This is a genomic window from Candidatus Neomarinimicrobiota bacterium, from assembly GCA_022573815.1.
Classification (GTDB): domain Bacteria; phylum Fidelibacterota; class SORT01; order SORT01; family SORT01; genus JACZTG01.
The window spans coordinates 52,814-70,852 of the sequence record JACZTG010000008.1 but is presented as its reverse complement, the minus strand read 5'-3'; the positions used below and the strand labels follow the sequence as shown (position 1 = coordinate 70,852).

17 protein-coding genes are annotated in these 18,039 nt (G+C 40.4%); 9 read left to right on the top strand and 8 right to left on the bottom strand.

Annotation, left to right across the window (positions count from 1 at the left end; genetic code table 11):
* Nucleotides 1-4 precede the first annotated feature (4 nt).
* The 6 genes from IIB39_05150 to IIB39_05125 form a co-directional block, all read right to left on the bottom strand.
* Nucleotides 5-406, bottom strand: a complete 402-nt coding sequence (locus IIB39_05150) for a biopolymer transporter ExbD (protein ID MCH8928087.1) — start codon at nt 404-406, stop codon at nt 5-7.
* Nucleotides 407-409: 3 nt separating this feature from the next.
* Nucleotides 410-1,087, bottom strand: coding sequence for a MotA/TolQ/ExbB proton channel family protein (locus IIB39_05145; protein ID MCH8928086.1), 678 nt, complete (start codon nt 1,085-1,087; stop codon nt 410-412).
* A 141-nt stretch (nt 1,088-1,228) separates the two neighbouring features.
* Nucleotides 1,229-2,827, bottom strand: coding sequence for a S41 family peptidase (locus tag IIB39_05140; GenBank protein MCH8928085.1), 1,599 nt, complete (start codon nt 2,825-2,827; stop codon nt 1,229-1,231).
* A 106-nt stretch (nt 2,828-2,933) separates the two neighbouring features.
* The gene (gene lpxK / locus IIB39_05135) at nt 2,934-3,956 is read right to left on the bottom strand and encodes a tetraacyldisaccharide 4'-kinase (GenBank protein ID MCH8928084.1); all 1,023 of its coding nucleotides are present in this window, start codon (nt 3,954-3,956) and stop codon (nt 2,934-2,936) included.
* A 15-nt stretch (nt 3,957-3,971) separates the two neighbouring features.
* Nucleotides 3,972-5,102, bottom strand: a complete 1,131-nt coding sequence (gene lpxB / locus IIB39_05130) for a lipid-A-disaccharide synthase (GenBank protein MCH8928083.1) — start codon at nt 5,100-5,102, stop codon at nt 3,972-3,974.
* Nucleotides 5,103-5,124: 22 nt separating this feature from the next.
* Nucleotides 5,125-6,123: a Gfo/Idh/MocA family oxidoreductase gene (locus IIB39_05125; GenBank protein ID MCH8928082.1), complete on the bottom strand. Its 999-nt coding sequence runs from the start codon at nt 6,121-6,123 to the stop codon at nt 5,125-5,127.
* A 369-nt stretch (nt 6,124-6,492) separates the two neighbouring features.
* Here IIB39_05125 and IIB39_05120 point away from each other — a divergent pair, with 369 nt between their 5' ends.
* Complete coding sequence (locus tag IIB39_05120; protein MCH8928081.1) at nt 6,493-7,521, top strand: hypothetical protein; 1,029 nt, start codon at nt 6,493-6,495, stop codon at nt 7,519-7,521.
* Nucleotides 7,522-7,537: 16 nt separating this feature from the next.
* On the opposite strand, the gene ychF is transcribed toward IIB39_05120, so the two are convergent.
* The gene (ychF, locus tag IIB39_05115) at nt 7,538-8,632 is read right to left on the bottom strand and encodes a redox-regulated ATPase YchF (protein ID MCH8928080.1); all 1,095 of its coding nucleotides are present in this window, start codon (nt 8,630-8,632) and stop codon (nt 7,538-7,540) included.
* Nucleotides 8,633-8,893: 261 nt separating this feature from the next.
* Between ychF and IIB39_05110 the strand changes: the two genes are divergently transcribed.
* The 5 genes from IIB39_05110 (at nt 8,894) to IIB39_05090 (ending at nt 14,226) form a co-directional block, all read left to right on the top strand.
* Complete coding sequence (locus IIB39_05110) at nt 8,894-9,787, top strand: hypothetical protein (GenBank protein MCH8928079.1); 894 nt, start codon at nt 8,894-8,896, stop codon at nt 9,785-9,787.
* Nucleotides 9,788-9,827: 40 nt separating this feature from the next.
* Nucleotides 9,828-10,772 (top strand): hypothetical protein, encoded by a 945-nt coding sequence (locus IIB39_05105; protein MCH8928078.1) that lies wholly within the window; start codon nt 9,828-9,830, stop codon nt 10,770-10,772.
* 31 nt (nt 10,773-10,803) lie between these two features.
* Nucleotides 10,804-11,922, top strand: coding sequence for a hypothetical protein (locus IIB39_05100; protein MCH8928077.1), 1,119 nt, complete (start codon nt 10,804-10,806; stop codon nt 11,920-11,922).
* Nucleotides 11,923-12,074: 152 nt separating this feature from the next.
* Nucleotides 12,075-12,590, top strand: coding sequence for a ubiquinol-cytochrome c reductase iron-sulfur subunit (locus IIB39_05095; protein ID MCH8928076.1), 516 nt, complete (start codon nt 12,075-12,077; stop codon nt 12,588-12,590).
* A gap of 1 nt (nt 12,591) precedes the next feature.
* Nucleotides 12,592-14,226 carry a cytochrome b N-terminal domain-containing protein gene (locus IIB39_05090; GenBank protein MCH8928075.1) on the top strand — a complete coding sequence of 545 codons (1,635 nt, stop codon included), beginning with the start codon at nt 12,592-12,594 and terminating at the stop codon, nt 14,224-14,226.
* A gap of 17 nt (nt 14,227-14,243) precedes the next feature.
* On the opposite strand, the gene IIB39_05085 is transcribed toward IIB39_05090, so the two are convergent.
* On the bottom strand, nt 14,244-14,696 hold the full coding sequence (locus IIB39_05085; GenBank protein ID MCH8928074.1) for a GNAT family N-acetyltransferase: 453 nt from the start codon (nt 14,694-14,696) through the stop codon (nt 14,244-14,246).
* Nucleotides 14,697-14,928: 232 nt separating this feature from the next.
* Here IIB39_05085 and IIB39_05080 point away from each other — a divergent pair, with 232 nt between their 5' ends.
* From IIB39_05080 to IIB39_05070, 3 genes are all read left to right on the top strand, one after another.
* The gene (locus IIB39_05080) at nt 14,929-15,333 is read left to right on the top strand and encodes a hypothetical protein (protein ID MCH8928073.1); all 405 of its coding nucleotides are present in this window, start codon (nt 14,929-14,931) and stop codon (nt 15,331-15,333) included.
* Nucleotides 15,334-15,431: 98 nt separating this feature from the next.
* On the top strand, nt 15,432-16,712 hold the full coding sequence (locus tag IIB39_05075; protein MCH8928072.1) for a TolC family protein: 1,281 nt from the start codon (nt 15,432-15,434) through the stop codon (nt 16,710-16,712).
* Nucleotides 16,713-16,726: 14 nt separating this feature from the next.
* The gene (locus IIB39_05070) at nt 16,727-18,016 is read left to right on the top strand and encodes an efflux RND transporter periplasmic adaptor subunit (GenBank protein MCH8928071.1); all 1,290 of its coding nucleotides are present in this window, start codon (nt 16,727-16,729) and stop codon (nt 18,014-18,016) included.
* Nucleotides 18,017-18,039: the final 23 nt, after the last annotated feature.

The window sequence follows — 18,039 nt, the reverse complement described above, 5'->3', positions numbered from 1 at the left end:
TACTCTAAAACTCCGGTTCAGCTATTGATATTCTTAAGGCGTTAGCCATCTTAAGCTGATCTATGACCGATACGAATTTCTGGTAATCAGTAGCTCTATCAGTTTTAACAGAAAAAATTAAATTTGGATTTTCTGCAATTTTCCGTTTTGCAATTTTCTTTATCTCAGATATTGCAAGAGGCACCTCATCCATCATTACCATACCTGCCGCGTTTATCAGCAAGTTAGAAATATTTTCCTTCGGGATTTCCTTTTCTTCACCCGGAGCGGGAAGGACGAGCGTGAGTCCCTTGTCCATATCTATCGTAGTCGTCACCAAAAAGAATACTAATAGAAGAAATGCGATATCCGCCAATGAACTGGTAGGGATTTCGGCTGGTTTTCTTTTTCTTTTATCTAACAGCATCGATTAATCACTCGCTAAGCCTGAACCTGAGTCGCTTCCACCTGGTGCTGCCGGCGGCTGAACTTTAAGATTTCCTTCACTTAAGTCGATTAGCGAATCAACTAATTCCACGGAACTTTCTTCCATATCAAGTATCAAAGCATCAATCTGGGAGACGAAATAATTATGGAGTATTTGAATAATCATTGCGACGATAAGACCGAATAGTGTTGTCAGTAGAGCTTCAGAAATTCCGCCTGCAACAATAGAAGGGGATATATCATCGGCAGCTGCAATATCATCGAAAGCGCCTACCATACCGGAAACTGTTCCGGTGAAACCGAGAAGCGGAGCGATAGTTGAGATAGTTCCGAGCCAGATCAGATTTTTCTCAAGAAACGCCATTTCTATTGTGCCGGCACTTTCGATAGCCTTTTCTACAGCTTGCACACCTCTTTTAGCTTTCAAAAGCCCTGCGTAAAGAAGGGAAGCAACAGGACCTTTGGTCTCTGAGGAAAGTTCCATTGCTGCTTCAAAGCCTTTCTGACTTAACGCGGTTTTAATGTCTATCATAAATTGACGAGTATTAATTGATGCTCGTGATAGTGTTACAAGCCGCTCTACACAAAGCGCCAACCCGACAATGAATAATATGAGAATAGGCCACATAAAGGGGCCTCCCTGAAAGAATTTATCAACCATAAATTATCTTCCTCCGAATTATTTAGTAATAATAATAATAAATCTGTCTAAAACTCTTTATAAAAGCCACTATTTAAGGCTTTCGGACATAACGCAGGAAGAATAATTAAAAAATTCACAATTGTCAATGTTTATATCAGTTTAATTGGATTTTTCCTGAAGAACAGCCGGAGCTTCTGAAAGCTTTTTCGCGTCGGGCAGTAGCTCTAATGCCCTGAGCAGCTGATTGTCTTTCTGAAGCCTGATTTTATATCTTCCGTTTCTGCCGAATAATGCCCCTGCAATCTCGGATTTTATCAAATTTTTCAGATACTCTTTGTCAGATTCAAAAGACTCACCGTCCATTTCAAAATCTGATTTTTCTATGAACGATTTAAAATCCGTAAATATTTTATCGGTGATTTCGAATGAATTATAAAAAGTATCCTCATCCGAACCCAATTTCTTATTCCGGGAGGCGTAATCAGCGGCAAATGAAAAGCCGAATCTATTTGGATGACTTAATAGTTTGATACTGTTTTTAGATAAATGTGCATCAGGACGAACTGAAATATCAGGAGTGATGCCTCCACCTCCACGAACAGGTCTGCCCGATCTTGTACTGAATACAGGCCTATCATCGAGTTCGGGATCAACCGAATTTTGAGCATCGTTCCGAATATCATCGTAATACTGTTCTATACCATTTTCGTAAGACCTTTGAATTAATCTTCCGCTGGGAGTATAGTATCTGGCGATGGTTACCCTGATTGCGGAATCGTCCTTCATTTTCCATTGTCTTTGTACAAGCCCTTTTCCGAATGTGGTTTCTCCTACAACCAAGCCTCTGTCAAGGTCTTGAATAGCGCCTGCAACGATTTCCGAAGCGCTTGCCGAACCTCTGTTCACTAAGACGACGAGTGGGAACCTATCGTGGGTGGCTTTCGAAGTGGAATAGTATTCCTCATTTGCGCTTGAAACTCTGCCTTTGGTATAGACAAGAATTTCTCCGCCTCCGATAAATTTATCAAGAACATCTACAGCCTCATCAAGATAACCGCCGGCGTTGGAGCGCAAATCCAACACAAGACTTTTCATTCCCTGGGATTCTAAATTAATCAGCGCTTTTTCAACTTCATCGCTTGTGGTACGCGAGAATCTACTTAAAAGTATATATCCTGTCTCTTCATTAATCATAAATGAAGAAAGAACCGAATAAATAGGTATTTCGTCTCTCGTAATGGTAAGGTCAAAATCTTCATCCAAGCCGGTTCTTCGGATGGTGACATTCACTTTTGAGCCTTTCGGTCCTCTTAGCCTCTCAAAGACATCTTCGTATGTTATTCCCTTTGCAGACTCTCCGTCGATGGTTACAATTTTATCACCGGGTAAAATTCCCAACTTTTCAGAAGGGGAGCCCGCTATAGGCGCGATTACGGTTATGTAATCGTCGAGCAGATCAAATTCTATCCCGATTCCCTGAAACTTTCCTGCAAAACTCTCTTCGCTTTTTTTGAACTTATCCTTATTTATATAAACCGAATGGGGGTCTAGCTGCGCCATCATCCCTTTATAAGCGCCGTTCATAACTTTGTCCCAATCGACAGTTTCAACATAATAGCGGTTCATAATTTGAATTATATTCTCGAAAACTTCTAATTTCAGGTATAAATCCGAGGCAGAATGGAGAACATGGTTCCCGCCGAATCCGATAAGGAAACTGATAACGATTATCGCTGATATTTGAATACGTTTCTTCATTAAAGCTCCTTCACAATTTTAAAATCTAAACATTCTATCTGTTTCTACCAAAATATAAATTTTATGTTCCAATTGCAATGTCGTCTAACACACAATTAGTCTCATTTTAATTTTTCATTAGTAAGCTAATTAACCTCTCTTTTCCCCAAGTGACATCATATTTTATCCTCAAAAAGTATACGTTAAGCTCCACGTAAAAGTTCTGTGGTAATTTGAAAGAGTCTTTCTCCGTAGTGACGAGAAACTTCGATTTTGACGAGAGATATTGTTTTCTGATTTTATTCAAATCGGATTTTCTATACAGATGATGATCGGAAAATGCCATAAATGATAAATTTTTTGGTTCGGCTGATTTTAGAGTCGAACGAAACCCTTCAGGATTACCGATTCCGCAAAACGCGCTGATATTAGTATTATTCAATGACGAGAATTCAATTTCATTTCCTGTATGAATATTGACTAACGAGTCAGCCGTTTTTTTGCCGCCGCAAACAATGCAGCTGTTTTTTAAGAACTTATTCAAGCGCGCCGAATCTTTTTCTTCACCTGAATAAACCAGGACATCAGCTCTTCGAAGCGAACTCAACGGTTCTCTCAACCGACCTGACGGAATAAGCAGCTTTTCACGGAGATTATCACTGTCATCGAATAGAACAATGTCAATGTCTCTATGGATTTTTCGGTGTTGAAATCCGTCATCAAGAATTAACAAATCACAATTTCCTTTATCAATTGCGGCGCTTGCTCCGCGCAGCCTATTTGCGTTTACAGCCAGCGTTACGTTTCCGAGTCGATTGTGGATAAGGAAAGGCTCGTCACCGGAATCCCGCCAATCATTTATTTTATCCGACGGGATATATGTTTGAGGGTTTTTGTTATCTCTGCCATATCCTCGGGTTAATATTCCGACATTTCTATTTCTTGAAGAAAATTGTTCGGCAAGCCAGATGACAAATGGAGTCTTGCCCGTACCGCCAACACTTATGTTACCCACGCTGACGACGGGGCAACCGGCTTTTTTCGCAGGGAATACGCCTTTATCATAGAGCAAATTCCTGATAAAAATCAAAAGGCGGTAAAGAATCGTAATTGGAAGCATGAGAAATAGCATTAAATGATTATTGAACATTTGATGGACTCAAGTTTACGACTGAAAGTGTTTAATAATTATCTCAGCTGCTTTTTTTGATGCGCCCGGCTCTCCAAGCAAATTTTTAACTTTCAGAAGCTCGGATGATGTTTCTGCATACGATTTTTCATCTTTAAGAATATTAAGCGCTTCTCGGGCAAGGCGAGCAGGAGTCAGGTCAGATTGCAGAAGCTCCGGCGCTATTTTCTTTCCCGCTACAATATTAACCAATCCGATGGAATCGATTTTCACCAGCATCTTTCCTATAAACCATGAGATGGGAGAAACGCGGTATACAACTATAAATGGAGTGCCGAAGCAGGCAGATTCCAACGTTGCCGTTCCTGAAGCCACAAATAGCAGATCAGAATGTTTCATAACATCATAAGTTTTGTTTGTCTGTTTTAGCCTGTCGTTGCCAGCAATCTTATCATAAACTGCGTTATCAAGCACGGGTGATTTTGCAGTTATGGACTGCGCATTTGGAAATTCTGATTTGAGCAGCTCAACCGCGTCAATCATAGTTTTGTAAAGAGATTCAACTTCCTGAGTTCTACTGCCGGGCAACAGACCAATCAATATTTCATCGGAGTCCAGATCGTTTTCCGAAAAAAAATCTTCTTTTGAAGAGTTAACTTCTAAATTTTCAAGAATCGGATGCCCGACAAATTCCACAGCGACACCCGCATTCCGGTAAAGTTCCTCCTCAAATGGAAAGATTACGATCATTTGGTCGACTACACCGGCGATTTTTTTTATCCTGCCTTTGCCCCAAGCCCAAATTTGAGGACTGATATAATAAATTATTTTGCAACCGAGTTTTTTAGCCTTTTCTGCTAATCGGAGGTTGAAGCCGGGATAATCTATAAGCAGTACTATTTTTGGGCGTTCTATTTCAATCCATTTCAGTAATTCGTTCATCACTTTACGAACAAAGGGGAGATGCTTGATTATTTCGGTAAATCCAAGGAAAGACATTTCGTCCACACTGCGAAGTAATTCCATACCCGCTGAACTCATATTGTCGCCACCGATACCGGCTATCTTTATTTCTGGGGAGAGTTCCTTAATCGCCTTGACTAACTTACCGCCTTGTATGTCCCCTGAAACTTCGCCTGCTACGATAAGGATTGAGTTGGAATTCAAAATTAGCCTTTAAAACCGGGCATCAGTTCGGGTCCGTTGGTCCTTCATTAATTGTTGAGATTATCTCGGATGCCACTTCCAAAGCGGCTAATCCATCCTCACCTGTAACGGGAGGTTCTTCTCCGGTTCGGATAGACCGAATGAAAGCTTCTAATTCAGCCAATAACGGATTATCCTCCACAATGTTTGTTGCTTCGAGATATATTTCTTTCGTAATATCGCCCAATTTTATCTCGGATATTTTCTGTCCGTTTTCTGTCATTCCACTGTCGCCAATTCCGTAGATATGAGTTTCTTGATTCAGGAAATCGAGGGTGATATAAGAATTACTCTGAAATATCCTCATCTTCCGCATTCCCTTTTGACTTATGCGACTCGCAGTGAGATTTGCCACGCAGCCTCCTGCAAAAGTCAATCTCGCATTGGCGATGTCCACGGAATTTGTTATCACAGAAACACCGCTGGCATCGATTTTTATCGGCTTCGAGCCTGTCATATGTAAAACAAGGTCTATGTCATGTATCATAAGGTCGTGCACGACCGCTACATCTAAATTCCTTGGTTGAAACTCCATCAGCCTGTGGCATTCTACAAACATTGGATTCAGATTTTTGTGAGCTATAGCTTGATAAGCGCCGCTGAACCGTTCAATGTGACCTACTTGTAAGACGCAGTCCTTGCTTCCGGCTAATTCAACAAGTTTCCGTGCTTCATCGGGAATATAACAGATAGGTTTTTCTATAAATATGTTTAATCCTTTACGAATGGCATCCGAGGCTATTTCATAATGGGTTTTCGTAGGTGTCACAATAGACACCGCATCAACCAATCCGAGCAGTTCCGATCTTGATTCATAAAATTTTGATTTAGAGCTTTTGGAAACCTCATTTGCGCGATTCTTGTCTATATCGTGAAATCCGACCAATTCCACTCCTTCAATTGTCTGAAGGTTGCGAATATGCGACGCTCCAAGGTGACCTGCGCCTATAACACCTATCTTGATAGTTTTCATTCTAACCATAGTTATTTATCGTGGAAGAAAAAATATATCTTTTCCAAAGCCTAATTCAAACGATTAAATTAAAGCATAGAAAATTCGTCGCCTGATAGATTCTCAAGATTGAAGGGATCGGCGCCTTAAGCAATAGCGATTTTGCTATTATAATAAGGTCACGCATACTAGTCTCGGATGATCTTTATTAACCGTTGACAGATATGAGAATTAGAAATATGCAGTTTTTAATACCTGTAACGGATAATACCCGGAATTATTCAGCGATGCAGATCGAAGTAAAGGAGGAGAGACTATATTGTTGGAGATTTTATAATCTGAGCCGATAACGGATATAGAAAATAGAAGATAATAATTTTTATAAGGATTTTATCTGTAATGGGATTTAGATTATCAGCAGGAGGTTTCTTAATAGTGATAGGCAATCTAATCACCATATTGTTTCTTTTTAGCCCGCAGGGGAATGCCAACCCTATTGACACCAAATATAATCATATTGTAAAAGAGTCGGAAAGGCAATTTTGGGTGGCTCAGTTTGACAGTGTGTTGGAAAACGGAAAAATGCTGATAGGAACCTATCCTGAAAAAAGCGAGGGATACAGAATCCTCTGTATGTATTGGATAAGCGAGAATGATTGGGATAGAGCAATAAAATTCGGCAAGAAAGCGGTAAAGTTAGACGAACATTCAGGAATGGCACATCACTGGCTCGGACGAGCATACGGAAGGAAGGCTCAAAATTCCTCCCGATTCCGAGCGGCTTTTTTAGTGGGTAAAGTTAAAAAGCATTTTAAGAAAGCCGCTGAGCTTATGCCCGATTACATCAGGACACACGAAGACTTGTTCAAATTTTATTCCGGGTCGCCCCGGTTAGCAGGAGGTTCACGGAAAAAAGCGGAAGAAGAATTAGAGCATATAGTAAAGCTCGACCCGTTCAGGGGTTCGGAAATGAAAGCAAAATATTATTTCTCTATCGGTAATAACGAGATGGCGGAAAAGGAAATCGAAAAAGCGATAGCGCTCGACAGCGCCGATATTGATGTACGATGGACCAAAACCCATATTTTGATGAATGTAAATAGGATTTCGACGCGAAAACAGCTTAGGCAGATATATCTGATGTCACCCCAAGATTCTCTTAAAGTTTTTTATCAGTTAGGTCTGACTTTCCTGCTTGAAGGCGACAGCCTTGAAGCAGGTATCGAAATTTATAATAGATACATATCCAGTTCAAACGCACCGGAAACAACTACTTATGCGGCGTCATTCTGGCGGAGGGGGATGCTGTATGAGAAATCAGGTAAATATGACCGGGCGTTAATAGATTATGAGGAATCAGTAAAAATTAACTCTGCTTTTGAGCCTGCAAAAAATGCGCTTAAGAAAATTAAGAAGAAATTGAGATAGAATTGTCCTCTGATTGCTACCTGAACTTAAAATGAATTATGTCTCCATCTTCCACAGGATAATCTCTTCCTGCCGTCATAACTAATCCTTTTTCCCTAACGGCTGATTCAGATTCAAATTCCATCAGATCTTCATATTTGATTACATCAGCTTTGATGAAGCCTTTTTCAATATCCGTGTGGATTTTTCCGGCAGCCGCGGATGCGGTCGTGCCCTCTTTCACGGTCCATGCCTTAACTTCGTTAGAGCGAGTAGTAAAAAATGTGATAAGATTAAGCATTTCGTAGCCGATAGCCACAAGGTTTTCGAGTCCCGAATTAAGAATCCCAAGCTCTCGTGCAAAAACAGCTTTTTCTTCCGATTCCAATTCCGACAATTCCGCTTCTAATTTGCTGCAAAGCGAGATGATAGGGCTTTTGCGTTCTGCCGCTGCTTTTGAGACTTGATTTAACAATTCATAATCATTATCGCCGATATTCGATTCACCGATGTTGGCGACAAATAATTGAGGTTTCGCTGACAGAAAAAAGAGTTCGTCAATCAACGTTTGCTCTTCTTCATCAAATTCAATATTTCTAACGGGAGTGCCTTCGTCAAGAACATCCCTCACCATTTCAAATAACGTAATCTCTTCCATCGCCTCCTTATCTCCGGCTTTGGAAACTTTTTTCGTTTTTTCAATTCTTTTACCAATAGTTTCCAAATCTTTAAGTATTAGCTCTAATTCGACTATTTCTATATCTTGAATCGGGTTCAATTCCTTAGAGATATGAGGGACGTTACTGTCTTCAAAGCAGCGTACTACGTGCGCGATTGCGTTCACTTTTCTTATATGGCTTAAAAATTGATTTCCCATTCCTTCGCCTGACGCAGCGCCCTCAACCAATCCGGCAACATCCACAAAATTTAGAGTAGTATTGACTATCCTTTCGGGATTTACAATTAGCGCTATACTGTCAAGACGTTCATCGGGAACCTGCGCAATTCCGGTGTTAGGCGTAATAGTTGAAAACGCATATGGCTCGATAGTCACATCGGCTGATGTCAGAGCACGATAAATTGTTGATTTACCAACATTAGGCAATCCGACTATGCCGCAAGAAAAACCCATAAAATCTCCTAAAAGTGTATATATATCATTATACTATACAAGAATGAGAATCCATAATGTATATATCAGCGGGGACCAGAAAATTTTTTAAAGGAATAAAGTATATTGAAATTCAAGCGATAAAATATACTGTAGCCATATAATTGAAAGAAATACGGAAACTTTATAGTTAGTTATGAGTAAAAAGCTTGAAAAATTTATAATATTGGTTACTTTTAACCGCTAACGAAGAAAGAAGAATTAAATCGGGAGATTCAATATATGACAAGTTTTTACAAGCTTTTTACCATCATATCATTCATATTTTTAGTAGCGACCAATCAGGGGCTTGCTCAAACCTTTGATCCGGAGGCTGATTTAACAACGAAATTGCAGGAATTAGCGGAGGAAAATGCAGTAGGCTATATGCAACCTTTTGCCACAGCCCTGGGAACGGCTATAAATTCCGGCTTATACCATACGGCGAAAATTCACAGGATACCCGGATTTGATTTCGGTTTAAGAGCGATGGTAGTGTCTATTCCTACAGAAGGGTTGACATTTACTTCTACACTCGGCTCGGAATCAAGCAGTGTATTCGGGGATAAAGTTTCCGCCACAACAGGTCTTCCCGGAGGACTGGATATAAGTAACGTGTTTTTTGCGGTCCCGCAGGTTACTATCGGACTTTTTATGGGCACAGAAATTAATATCCGTTATCTGCCCGAGATCGAAATAAGTAATGACATAGGAACTATTGATTTGACCGGATTCGGAATTTCGCACAGTTTAGATCAATATATGCCTGTTCCTCTTCCACTTCTTCCTCAGCTATCCGTTGGCTATATGCGACAGGAATTCAACGTGGGAGATATTTTAAGTTCTACTCATACCGCGTTTAATATCAGGCTGAGCAAGAGCGTTCCTCTTCTAACAGTTTATCTCGGCGCTCAAATTGAATCTACGGATATGGACTTGACTTATACGGTAGCGGGAACGACAACAGAAGTGAATGTCAGTCTTGAGGGAGATAACAGTTTCAGATATACCGGAGGTTTAAGGGTAACAGTGTTTCCTCTAATAGGAATAAATGTGGACTATTCAGCCGGGGAATACAATGTTGTCAACGTAGGTTTGACCTTCTCATTTGACCCACCCGGAATTCCAATAATTTAACCGATTTAACAACAATTTAATTAAGCAGGGAGAATCAAAAATGAAGTTCAGAGCAGGAATTAGTCTCTACGGCTTACTAATAATATCGTTAACATTTGCAGGATGTAACATATTCAGCGGTTTAGCAGGTGATCCGGATGAAGGAGAAGATATTTTAGATGAAGGATTGGATTTTATGTTTGATGGAGAATTCGAATCAGCGGAGAGCTTGTTCGCCATCGGACTTCTAACCGATTCATTGAACAGCGATCTTCTTTACAACCACGCGAAAGCAACGTTGTTGTCATCGGGAGAAAGTATAATAACAATAATAAATGAATTACAGAAATTCGATGAAAATTCTGGAATTGGCTCTGAGGTTCCATTCCTTAGCCGAGCCTGGCCTGATTCTCAGGATAATATTTACGTCACTAACATCGTTATCTTTAATGACCTGAAGCCGATTTTTGACGGGCGGACAACAGGCAGTATCAGTCCTGACGATATATCACTGGATATATTCATAGCCAATACGGTGAAGGGAATTATGAGGATTGCAGATACCAACAATGACCTTCGCATTACAACGAGTGACATCCAGCTCAATTTCCTGAGTACGGATGACGGATTTGCATTCGACGAATCATTCTTAGACTCATTAGGTCCGGAGGATCTGAATAATCTCATAGACAATGTTACTGATATAATTGACGGTAATAGCGAATTTGCGGCAGAAGTCTTCGGGGGAACGAGTATTGACACATCTGCTATAGACAGCCTGATGAGCCAAATAACAGGCTCTATGGAATTCTATTATGTAAATACCGGTGTACCGGGAAATCCCGGTGTAGGTGATAATGACGGTGATGGAATTGCAGATGACGAATGTATTGATCAAATAGACAATGACGGTGATGGCTTAATAGATGAAGATTCAGTAATCGGCGGATTAACGCCCGGCTGGGATTGGTCTGGTGCCGGAAGTCCACAACCTTGTCCGCTATAATTTAACTTCCTTTAATATGCAGGAGAGCATAATGAAAAAAGCTATTAAATTAAATATTTTAACGTTGCTATTACTTTTAGTCGCATCTAACGCCTATGCTGGAGCGAGAGGCGTATTCTATAATACGATGCGGGAGAGAGCAATGGGAAATGTAGGAATCCTATCGGCAAAAGGGGCTACAGCGTTTACCAATAATCCGGCGCTGCTTACAAGAGGAAAGATCAATTTCAGTCTACCAACACTTCAGTTCTTCTTAAATAAAAATTTTGTTGATTTAGGCAATTTTATCAGTGATAATCAAGAAGATTTCTCGAATTTTGACAGTTTGAGTCCATCTAAGATTGATTCAATTTATACTGATTTGAATTCTATTGATAACAGATGGATGAAGCTTGGAGTTCCGGTGAGCGCCGGAATTACAATAAAAAACATCGGGCTCGCTTTTTATGCAACTCCAAACCTTGAGATCAAAATTGATAAAGGGATATATGAGCCAAGAGTTTTTGGAAGAGGAACTTTTGACAAGGTGGTTACTTTTGGATTCGGTAAAGGATTAGATTTCCTTCTGCCGGGTCTTAAAGGAGGAGTTGGTGTTAAGCTAATTACGCGTGAGGAGATTCCTGAAGTTAAGTTCGGCTTTAGTGAAATAACCAGCGGAGGTGATGCGGCAGAAGATCTACTCGAAGACAGTCTGCGCATCAGCAGAACCGGAGTGGCCTTTGACATTGGCGGGCTTTACAAAATGAGCGATGGATTGGAACTCGGATTTGTCCTTGCAGACGTGTTCGGTAACTTGGATAATGATAGCCTGTCGGTTGTGGACACCACATCGGGTTCTGATTTCGATACTAATCTAAAAATTGGAGCTCGAATAAATCTGCCATTCAGGATTAAAGCCGAGCTTATGGTCGTAGATTTATTGAACAAGCAAGATACGAACTTTTTCAACAGGGTTCATATCGGAGCAGAGATGGATCTTGTGATATTGAAGTTGCGTGGCGGGTTCAATCAAGGATACCCGACTTTTGGCGCCGGTATAAATCTGGCGATTATCCAACTTGATGTCGCAGTCTGGACGGATGAAATCGGAAGTGTTCCCGGATTAGATGGGGAAACTTTCTTCGGCGCTCAGATCAACCTCGGCTTCTAACATTTTATATTATAATCATCAGGGGCTTGGGTAACCAAGCTCCTGATTCTTAACTTGTAAACCATATTACATTTTTTTATTCTATCTATTCGTTTCTTACGCTGTAGATAGAAATAAGCGACCTGAAACAGAAAGGAATTGATAGATAAGCAATGAATTGGACCGATAATGATAATATGGAAACAGCAAATTCAAGAAGAGGCTTTCTCAAAAAAATAACCGTAGGAGTTTACGGCTTACTGACTTTTATAGTGGGACTGCCTCTTATATCTTTTTTTATTTCGCCTGCGTTTAAAAAGTCCAGAGAAGAATGGATAGATGTTGGAGCTGCAAAGGATTTCAACTCATCCGAACCTGTCGCCGTAAAGTACGATATAAATTTGAAGGACGGATGGAATCTGAAAAAAGCGTCCGCTACCGTTTGGGTATATAAATCGGCAGGGGAACTTGTTGCTATATCGCCAATTTGCACTCATCTCGGCTGTACCGTTTCGTTCGACAGTGAGAGGGGAAGCTTTGCATGCCCGTGTCATGGCGGTCTTTATGATAAATCGGGAATTGTTATCGGCGGACCTCCACCCAAGCCGTTGATGAGACATAAAACTAAAATCGCTAACGGGAAACTGATAATCGGTAAAACGATAGATTACAAAGCGAGTGTCGCATAAAGTGATTAACACAATAATCAACTGGGTGGATGAACGTCTCCATCTTAAAAAAGGATTTAAGGAGCTCCTCGACGAACCGCTTGCTGAAGGAGTGGGCTGGACACACATATTCGGCAGTATCTCTCTCTTTCTTTTCATCCTGCAAGCTGCAACGGGCATATTCCTCTCAATGTTTTATGCCGGTACTCCCGAAGCGGCTCATCTAAGCGTAAATTATATTCAGAACGAGCTATTTTTAGGCAGCTTCGTTCGCGGGCTTCATCATTGGGGTTCGAGTTTTTTTGTGGTATTTGTCGTTATTCATCTGTTAAGGACTTTTCTTTACGCCGCATATAAATACCCGCGAGAGTTGACGTGGATATTCGGAGTCGTACTGCTTAATCTCGTTCTTGCTTTCGGGCTAACCGGCTACCTTCTTCCATGGGATCAAAAGGCGTATTGGGCTACTGTGGTAACTCTGAATATATCGGGCACTGCTCCCGTATTTGGAGAGATCATACAAAAGATTCTGCAGGGGGGAGAGATAATCGGTGCGGTGACACTTTCACATTTCTATTCGCTTCATACCATAGTGCTTCCCATTTTGACGGCAGGAGCAGTCGCCATACACGTATTTTTGCAAAAAAGACAGGGAATCACTCCGCCGTTCAAATCAGAGGGTGAAGAAGTGAAATACACATCTCATTTCTGGCCCGATCAGCTCCTGAAAGATGGAATTGCAATACTTATCGTATTTATATTGCTTTCAGGATTTGCAATATACTTTGAAGCGCCTCTTGAAGATATCGCAAATCCCACCGATACATCATACGTACCGAAACCCGAATGGTATTTTCTTTCGATGTATCAACTTCAAAAATATTTTCCGGGCAATCTCGAAATAATAGGAACAATAATAATACCAACAATAGGAGTACTCGCACTAATGCTGCTGCCGTTTTACGATAAAAACAGATCAAGAAAATTGAAAGACCGGAAATTAGCCCTAACTTTAATGTCATTTGCTCTTATTGCCGTGGGAGTGCTCACTTTATTAGGTTCTTATGATGATGTGATTGCTGTGAAGCCATCGTCTGTCAATGATTCCGCTTCACCTGATAAGGAAACCTCCACAAGAATTCAGCCTTTCGAGTTGGCGGGAAGGTATATTTATGAGAACGGTTCATGCGTTCAATGCCACAACATCGGCGGAGTTAACGGAACCGGAAAATCAGACCTTTTAAAATCTGCCGGAAAGTTTGATGATAAATGGAAAGCGGCACACTTCATAAAACCATCCCCCGAAATTGAAGAAGTTAAGTTCAGAACCGATCAATCCGCGGCGTTAACTTCATTTGTCGCAAGGCTGTCAACTCCTCAGAAGAGCCAACTTTTAGAAACACCGGATAATATCACATTCGCCGCTAATTTGTTCTTGAATTATAACTGTGGTGTCTGCCATGCGATTGAAAGTGAAACACCCGGGTTTGGTCCGAACTTAGCAGGGGTCACAAAAAAATATGACCGGAATTATATCTACGAACATCTTATAGACCCGCAAAAATTTGTGCCTGCGAGTATAATGCCGAAATTCAGCAGACTCCCTGAAAACGAGTTGAACGCATTAACAGATTTGATGTACTATATAGATAAATAGTTATTCGTCGTTAGGCATCAGAGATCTTTTAGCATAACGCTGTATGTTTCACATTCTTTAAGATTGAATTGAACCGAGTTTTTAACTTCCGACGGAACTTCTTTTCTTGTGATGAATCTGAACCCGTTCTTTTCAAAAAAACCAACGGCGCCTTTGGCGAGAAGAACTACGCTCTCGAGCTTCATCTTTTTTGCTTCGTGCATTATAGCGTCATAAAGCTCTTTCCCGAAACCTTTAGCCCTGTATTCTCCGGCAATTACAAACGACCTGAATAATCCGATTTCCCCCCAAACTTCAAGTCCGACACCCCCGATTGTGATGTTGTCATTCTTCAGCACTAAAAAAAAGTCTATCCATTTTTCAATATCGTCGGGCGGAAGGTTCTCTTTTCTGAGGAGCTTGCTCAGCGGTTCAATATCATCTATTGTGGCTTTAAGGATTACCGGGTTTAAAACGTTTTCAACATACATAATCAAGATTCCCGTTTAAAAACAGATTGATATTCTCCAACGGTTCTTTAAGCGGAATAACATAGATGAATTTACTATTTATTTTAATAATTCGATAATACTAAAACTATCGAATCATTATGGCAGTTTATTCTTAAACGCTACACTATTATTAAAAATAAAGTGAATTTTATTGCTCTGATTAGCGCAAAAGCTTGCAATATCACTGAAAATAAGTATATTAAGCCGAGATATGAAAAACGCAAATTATATGAATCTTACACTCACAAGGGCATTCCTCTTGATACTTCTAATACTCTCTCCTATGGCAGGAGTGTTAGCGGATATCAGGTGCATTGAAGATTGTAATGATCACTCTCAGATGAAAATGATTATGACTCAATGTTGTCATATGGTCAAAATGGGAATTTCAGTGCAGTCAGCACAAGGGTGTGATGATGAACTGACTTTTAATGTAGATGAGTATAGACAGCTGATTAAAACAAAATCAGTTAAAAATATTTTATTCTCGGAGAAAAATAGTTTTCACATCGAAGAAGCATTTCCTAAGTTTCGACTCGAGAATGATTTGTCTAATAATTTCTTAAGTATCACAGCTAATGCCATTTATCTTCTTGATTCAGCTTTCTTGATTTAACGCCGCCATCTTTCAGACTGTTTGATTTCCCTCTTACGGGAAATCTTTAAAATATTCGCATATATGCGAATTAGTAAAAGAATGGGGTTAAAATTATCGTGAAATACTTATTTGTAGTAATTATCAGTTTCGTCTCACTGACAACAGTGGCGGCGCAAGAGTCGGAACCCAAAAGCGACGTTATCTCTGTCGAGGAAGCGATCAATGTTGCATTAGAATCGCATCCGTCTCTTAAGGCGGCGGAGTGGAAGGCTAAAAGAGCCGTAGAGATATCGAAACAAGCCGGTTCGTGGAAGGATCCGATGATAACTTTCGGATTAGTGAACATACCCTATGAGAGTTTTGCTTTCAATCGAGAGCCGATGACAGGAAAAAAGGTATCGCTCATGCAGCAAGTTCCATTTCCCGGAAAACTCGGCGCAAAAAAAGCGGCGGCACTATCGGAAGCAGAGGCAGTAAGTGAGGAAATTTCCGAGCTCGAAGGATACCTTGTAAAAAGGGTTAAGGAAAGTTACTATAATATATTCGCTATTGATTGGTCTATTAAGATTACGAATGAAAGTCTCGATTTACTCTCGAGATTTGTCGATATTGCGGAAACGAGATATTCAGTAGGAAGGGGGATTCAGCAGGACGTATTAAAAGCTCAGGTGGAACTCTCCAAATTTGAGGAGCGGCTGATAAAATTACAGTTTAAGAGGGTAAAATCTGTCGCGAAGCTGAATACTCTTATGAACAGAGATTCTAATTCGCCTATCAAAGTTATCGAAATTTTTACTCCGACGAAATTTGAATATACTGAAATGGAACTAATTGAATTAGCAGAGGAACAAAGACCCGCGCTGAAAGCCGCAAGATACCGTATTGCAAGTAAAGAACGATTGGCTGATTATTCCCGAAAACTTAAGATGCCGGATTTCGGGATCGGAGTGGCATATACACAGCGGGACGAGTTGGTCGGAGGGAATTTGCTGGGTGCAGACTTTATATCAATGACTGTGGGATTTAGCCTGCCGATAAAACCCGGGAACAGACAATCGAGTAAAGTTGAGCAATCTGAAGCAGCAACCCAGATGGAACGGGAAATATATAATAATTTTTTTAATAATGTTAAACAAGACCTTAAAATTTATTATGCTGAGGTGGAGAAAGGTAAAAAGCTGATTTCACTTTATGAAGAGCGGCTGCTGCCTCAGGCAGAACAAAGCTTTAACTCCGCCCTATCAGGTTATCAGGTAGATAAAGTGGATTTTATCACGCTACTGAATAATGAGGTCACGCTATTTAATTACAGAATTAATTACTATCGCATATTAACTGATTATGAAAAATCAATTGCGGCAATCGAAGCCGTCGCCGGCTTCCGAATAAATAAGTAGATGGGGATGATAAAATGTTAAGAAAAACCATATATATAATTGTAGGAATAATCGTGATATTGGGTGGATTCGGATATTATTCAGCTGTCAATGACCATGAAGAAACAATAAATGCTGTGCCTGATAATGAAGATCAGAAACAGGATGAGCGAAAGATAAAATACTGGGTAGCTCCGATGGACCCGAATTTCATCAGTGATAGACCGGGTAAATCTCCTATGGGAATGGACCTTGTGCCTGTATATGAGGATAAGAGCGGAGGTTCTGAATCAGTGATAATAATTGACCCTACAGTTGTTCAGAACACCGGAATAATGACAACCCCGGTTGAAATACGCAGCATATTTAAAGAGATTAGAACTATTGGGCTCGTTGATTATGACGAGACACGATACACTCACATTCACACTAAGGTCAAGGGTTGGATTGAGCGTCTCTACGTAAATTTTACAGGTCAGAGAGTTAAAAAAAACCAGGCGTTGCTTGATATTTACAGTCCTGAACTTGTCTCAACACAGGAAGAATATCTCTCAGCGCTATCGAGCCTTACCACCAGTAGTGTAGGTTCTGAAGCACTTTTGCGTTCCACAAGAGACCGGTTATCAAATTGGGATATAACTTCGGAACAGATAGATAAGCTCGAACGAACCGGTAAGGTGAGCAAAGTAATGACCCTATACTCTCCCTTTAACGGTATTGTAGTTGAAAAAAAGGCTTTAGCGGGAATGAGCGTAGTTGAAGGGATGAATCTTTACGCCATCGCCGACCTATCAAAAGTATGGGTCTATGCAGATATTTATGAGTTCGAGTTGCCCTGGCTGGAAGAGCAGCAGGAAGCCGAAATGACTCTTACTTATATACCGGGAAAGAAATTCAAAGGCAAGGTAGCGTATATCTATCCGTATTTGGATTCTAAGACAAGAACAATAAAGGTAAGGCTTGAGTTCGATAACGAAAATGGTGAACTTAAACCGGGAATGTACGCTAACATTGTTATAAAAGCTGCAGAGAGAAAAAACTCAATTGTAATACCGAAGGAATCTGTTATACATTCAGGAGAACGTGATATAGTATTCATCTCTTATGGAAAGGGGAAATTCGAGCCTCGCGAAGTTACTCTTGGAGTCTCCGGCGAAGGAGGATATTATGAGGTTCTTGACGGGCTTACAGGAAATGAAATGGTAGTTACTTCCGGTCAGTTTATGCTTGATTCCGAAAGTAGCTTAAGAGAAGCCGTCAGGAAAAGGTTAAGAGCGATGAAGAGAAAATCAAATGATGAGAATATGAATATGGAAATGGAGTAGTACCGGTGTTCATCTATAAACTT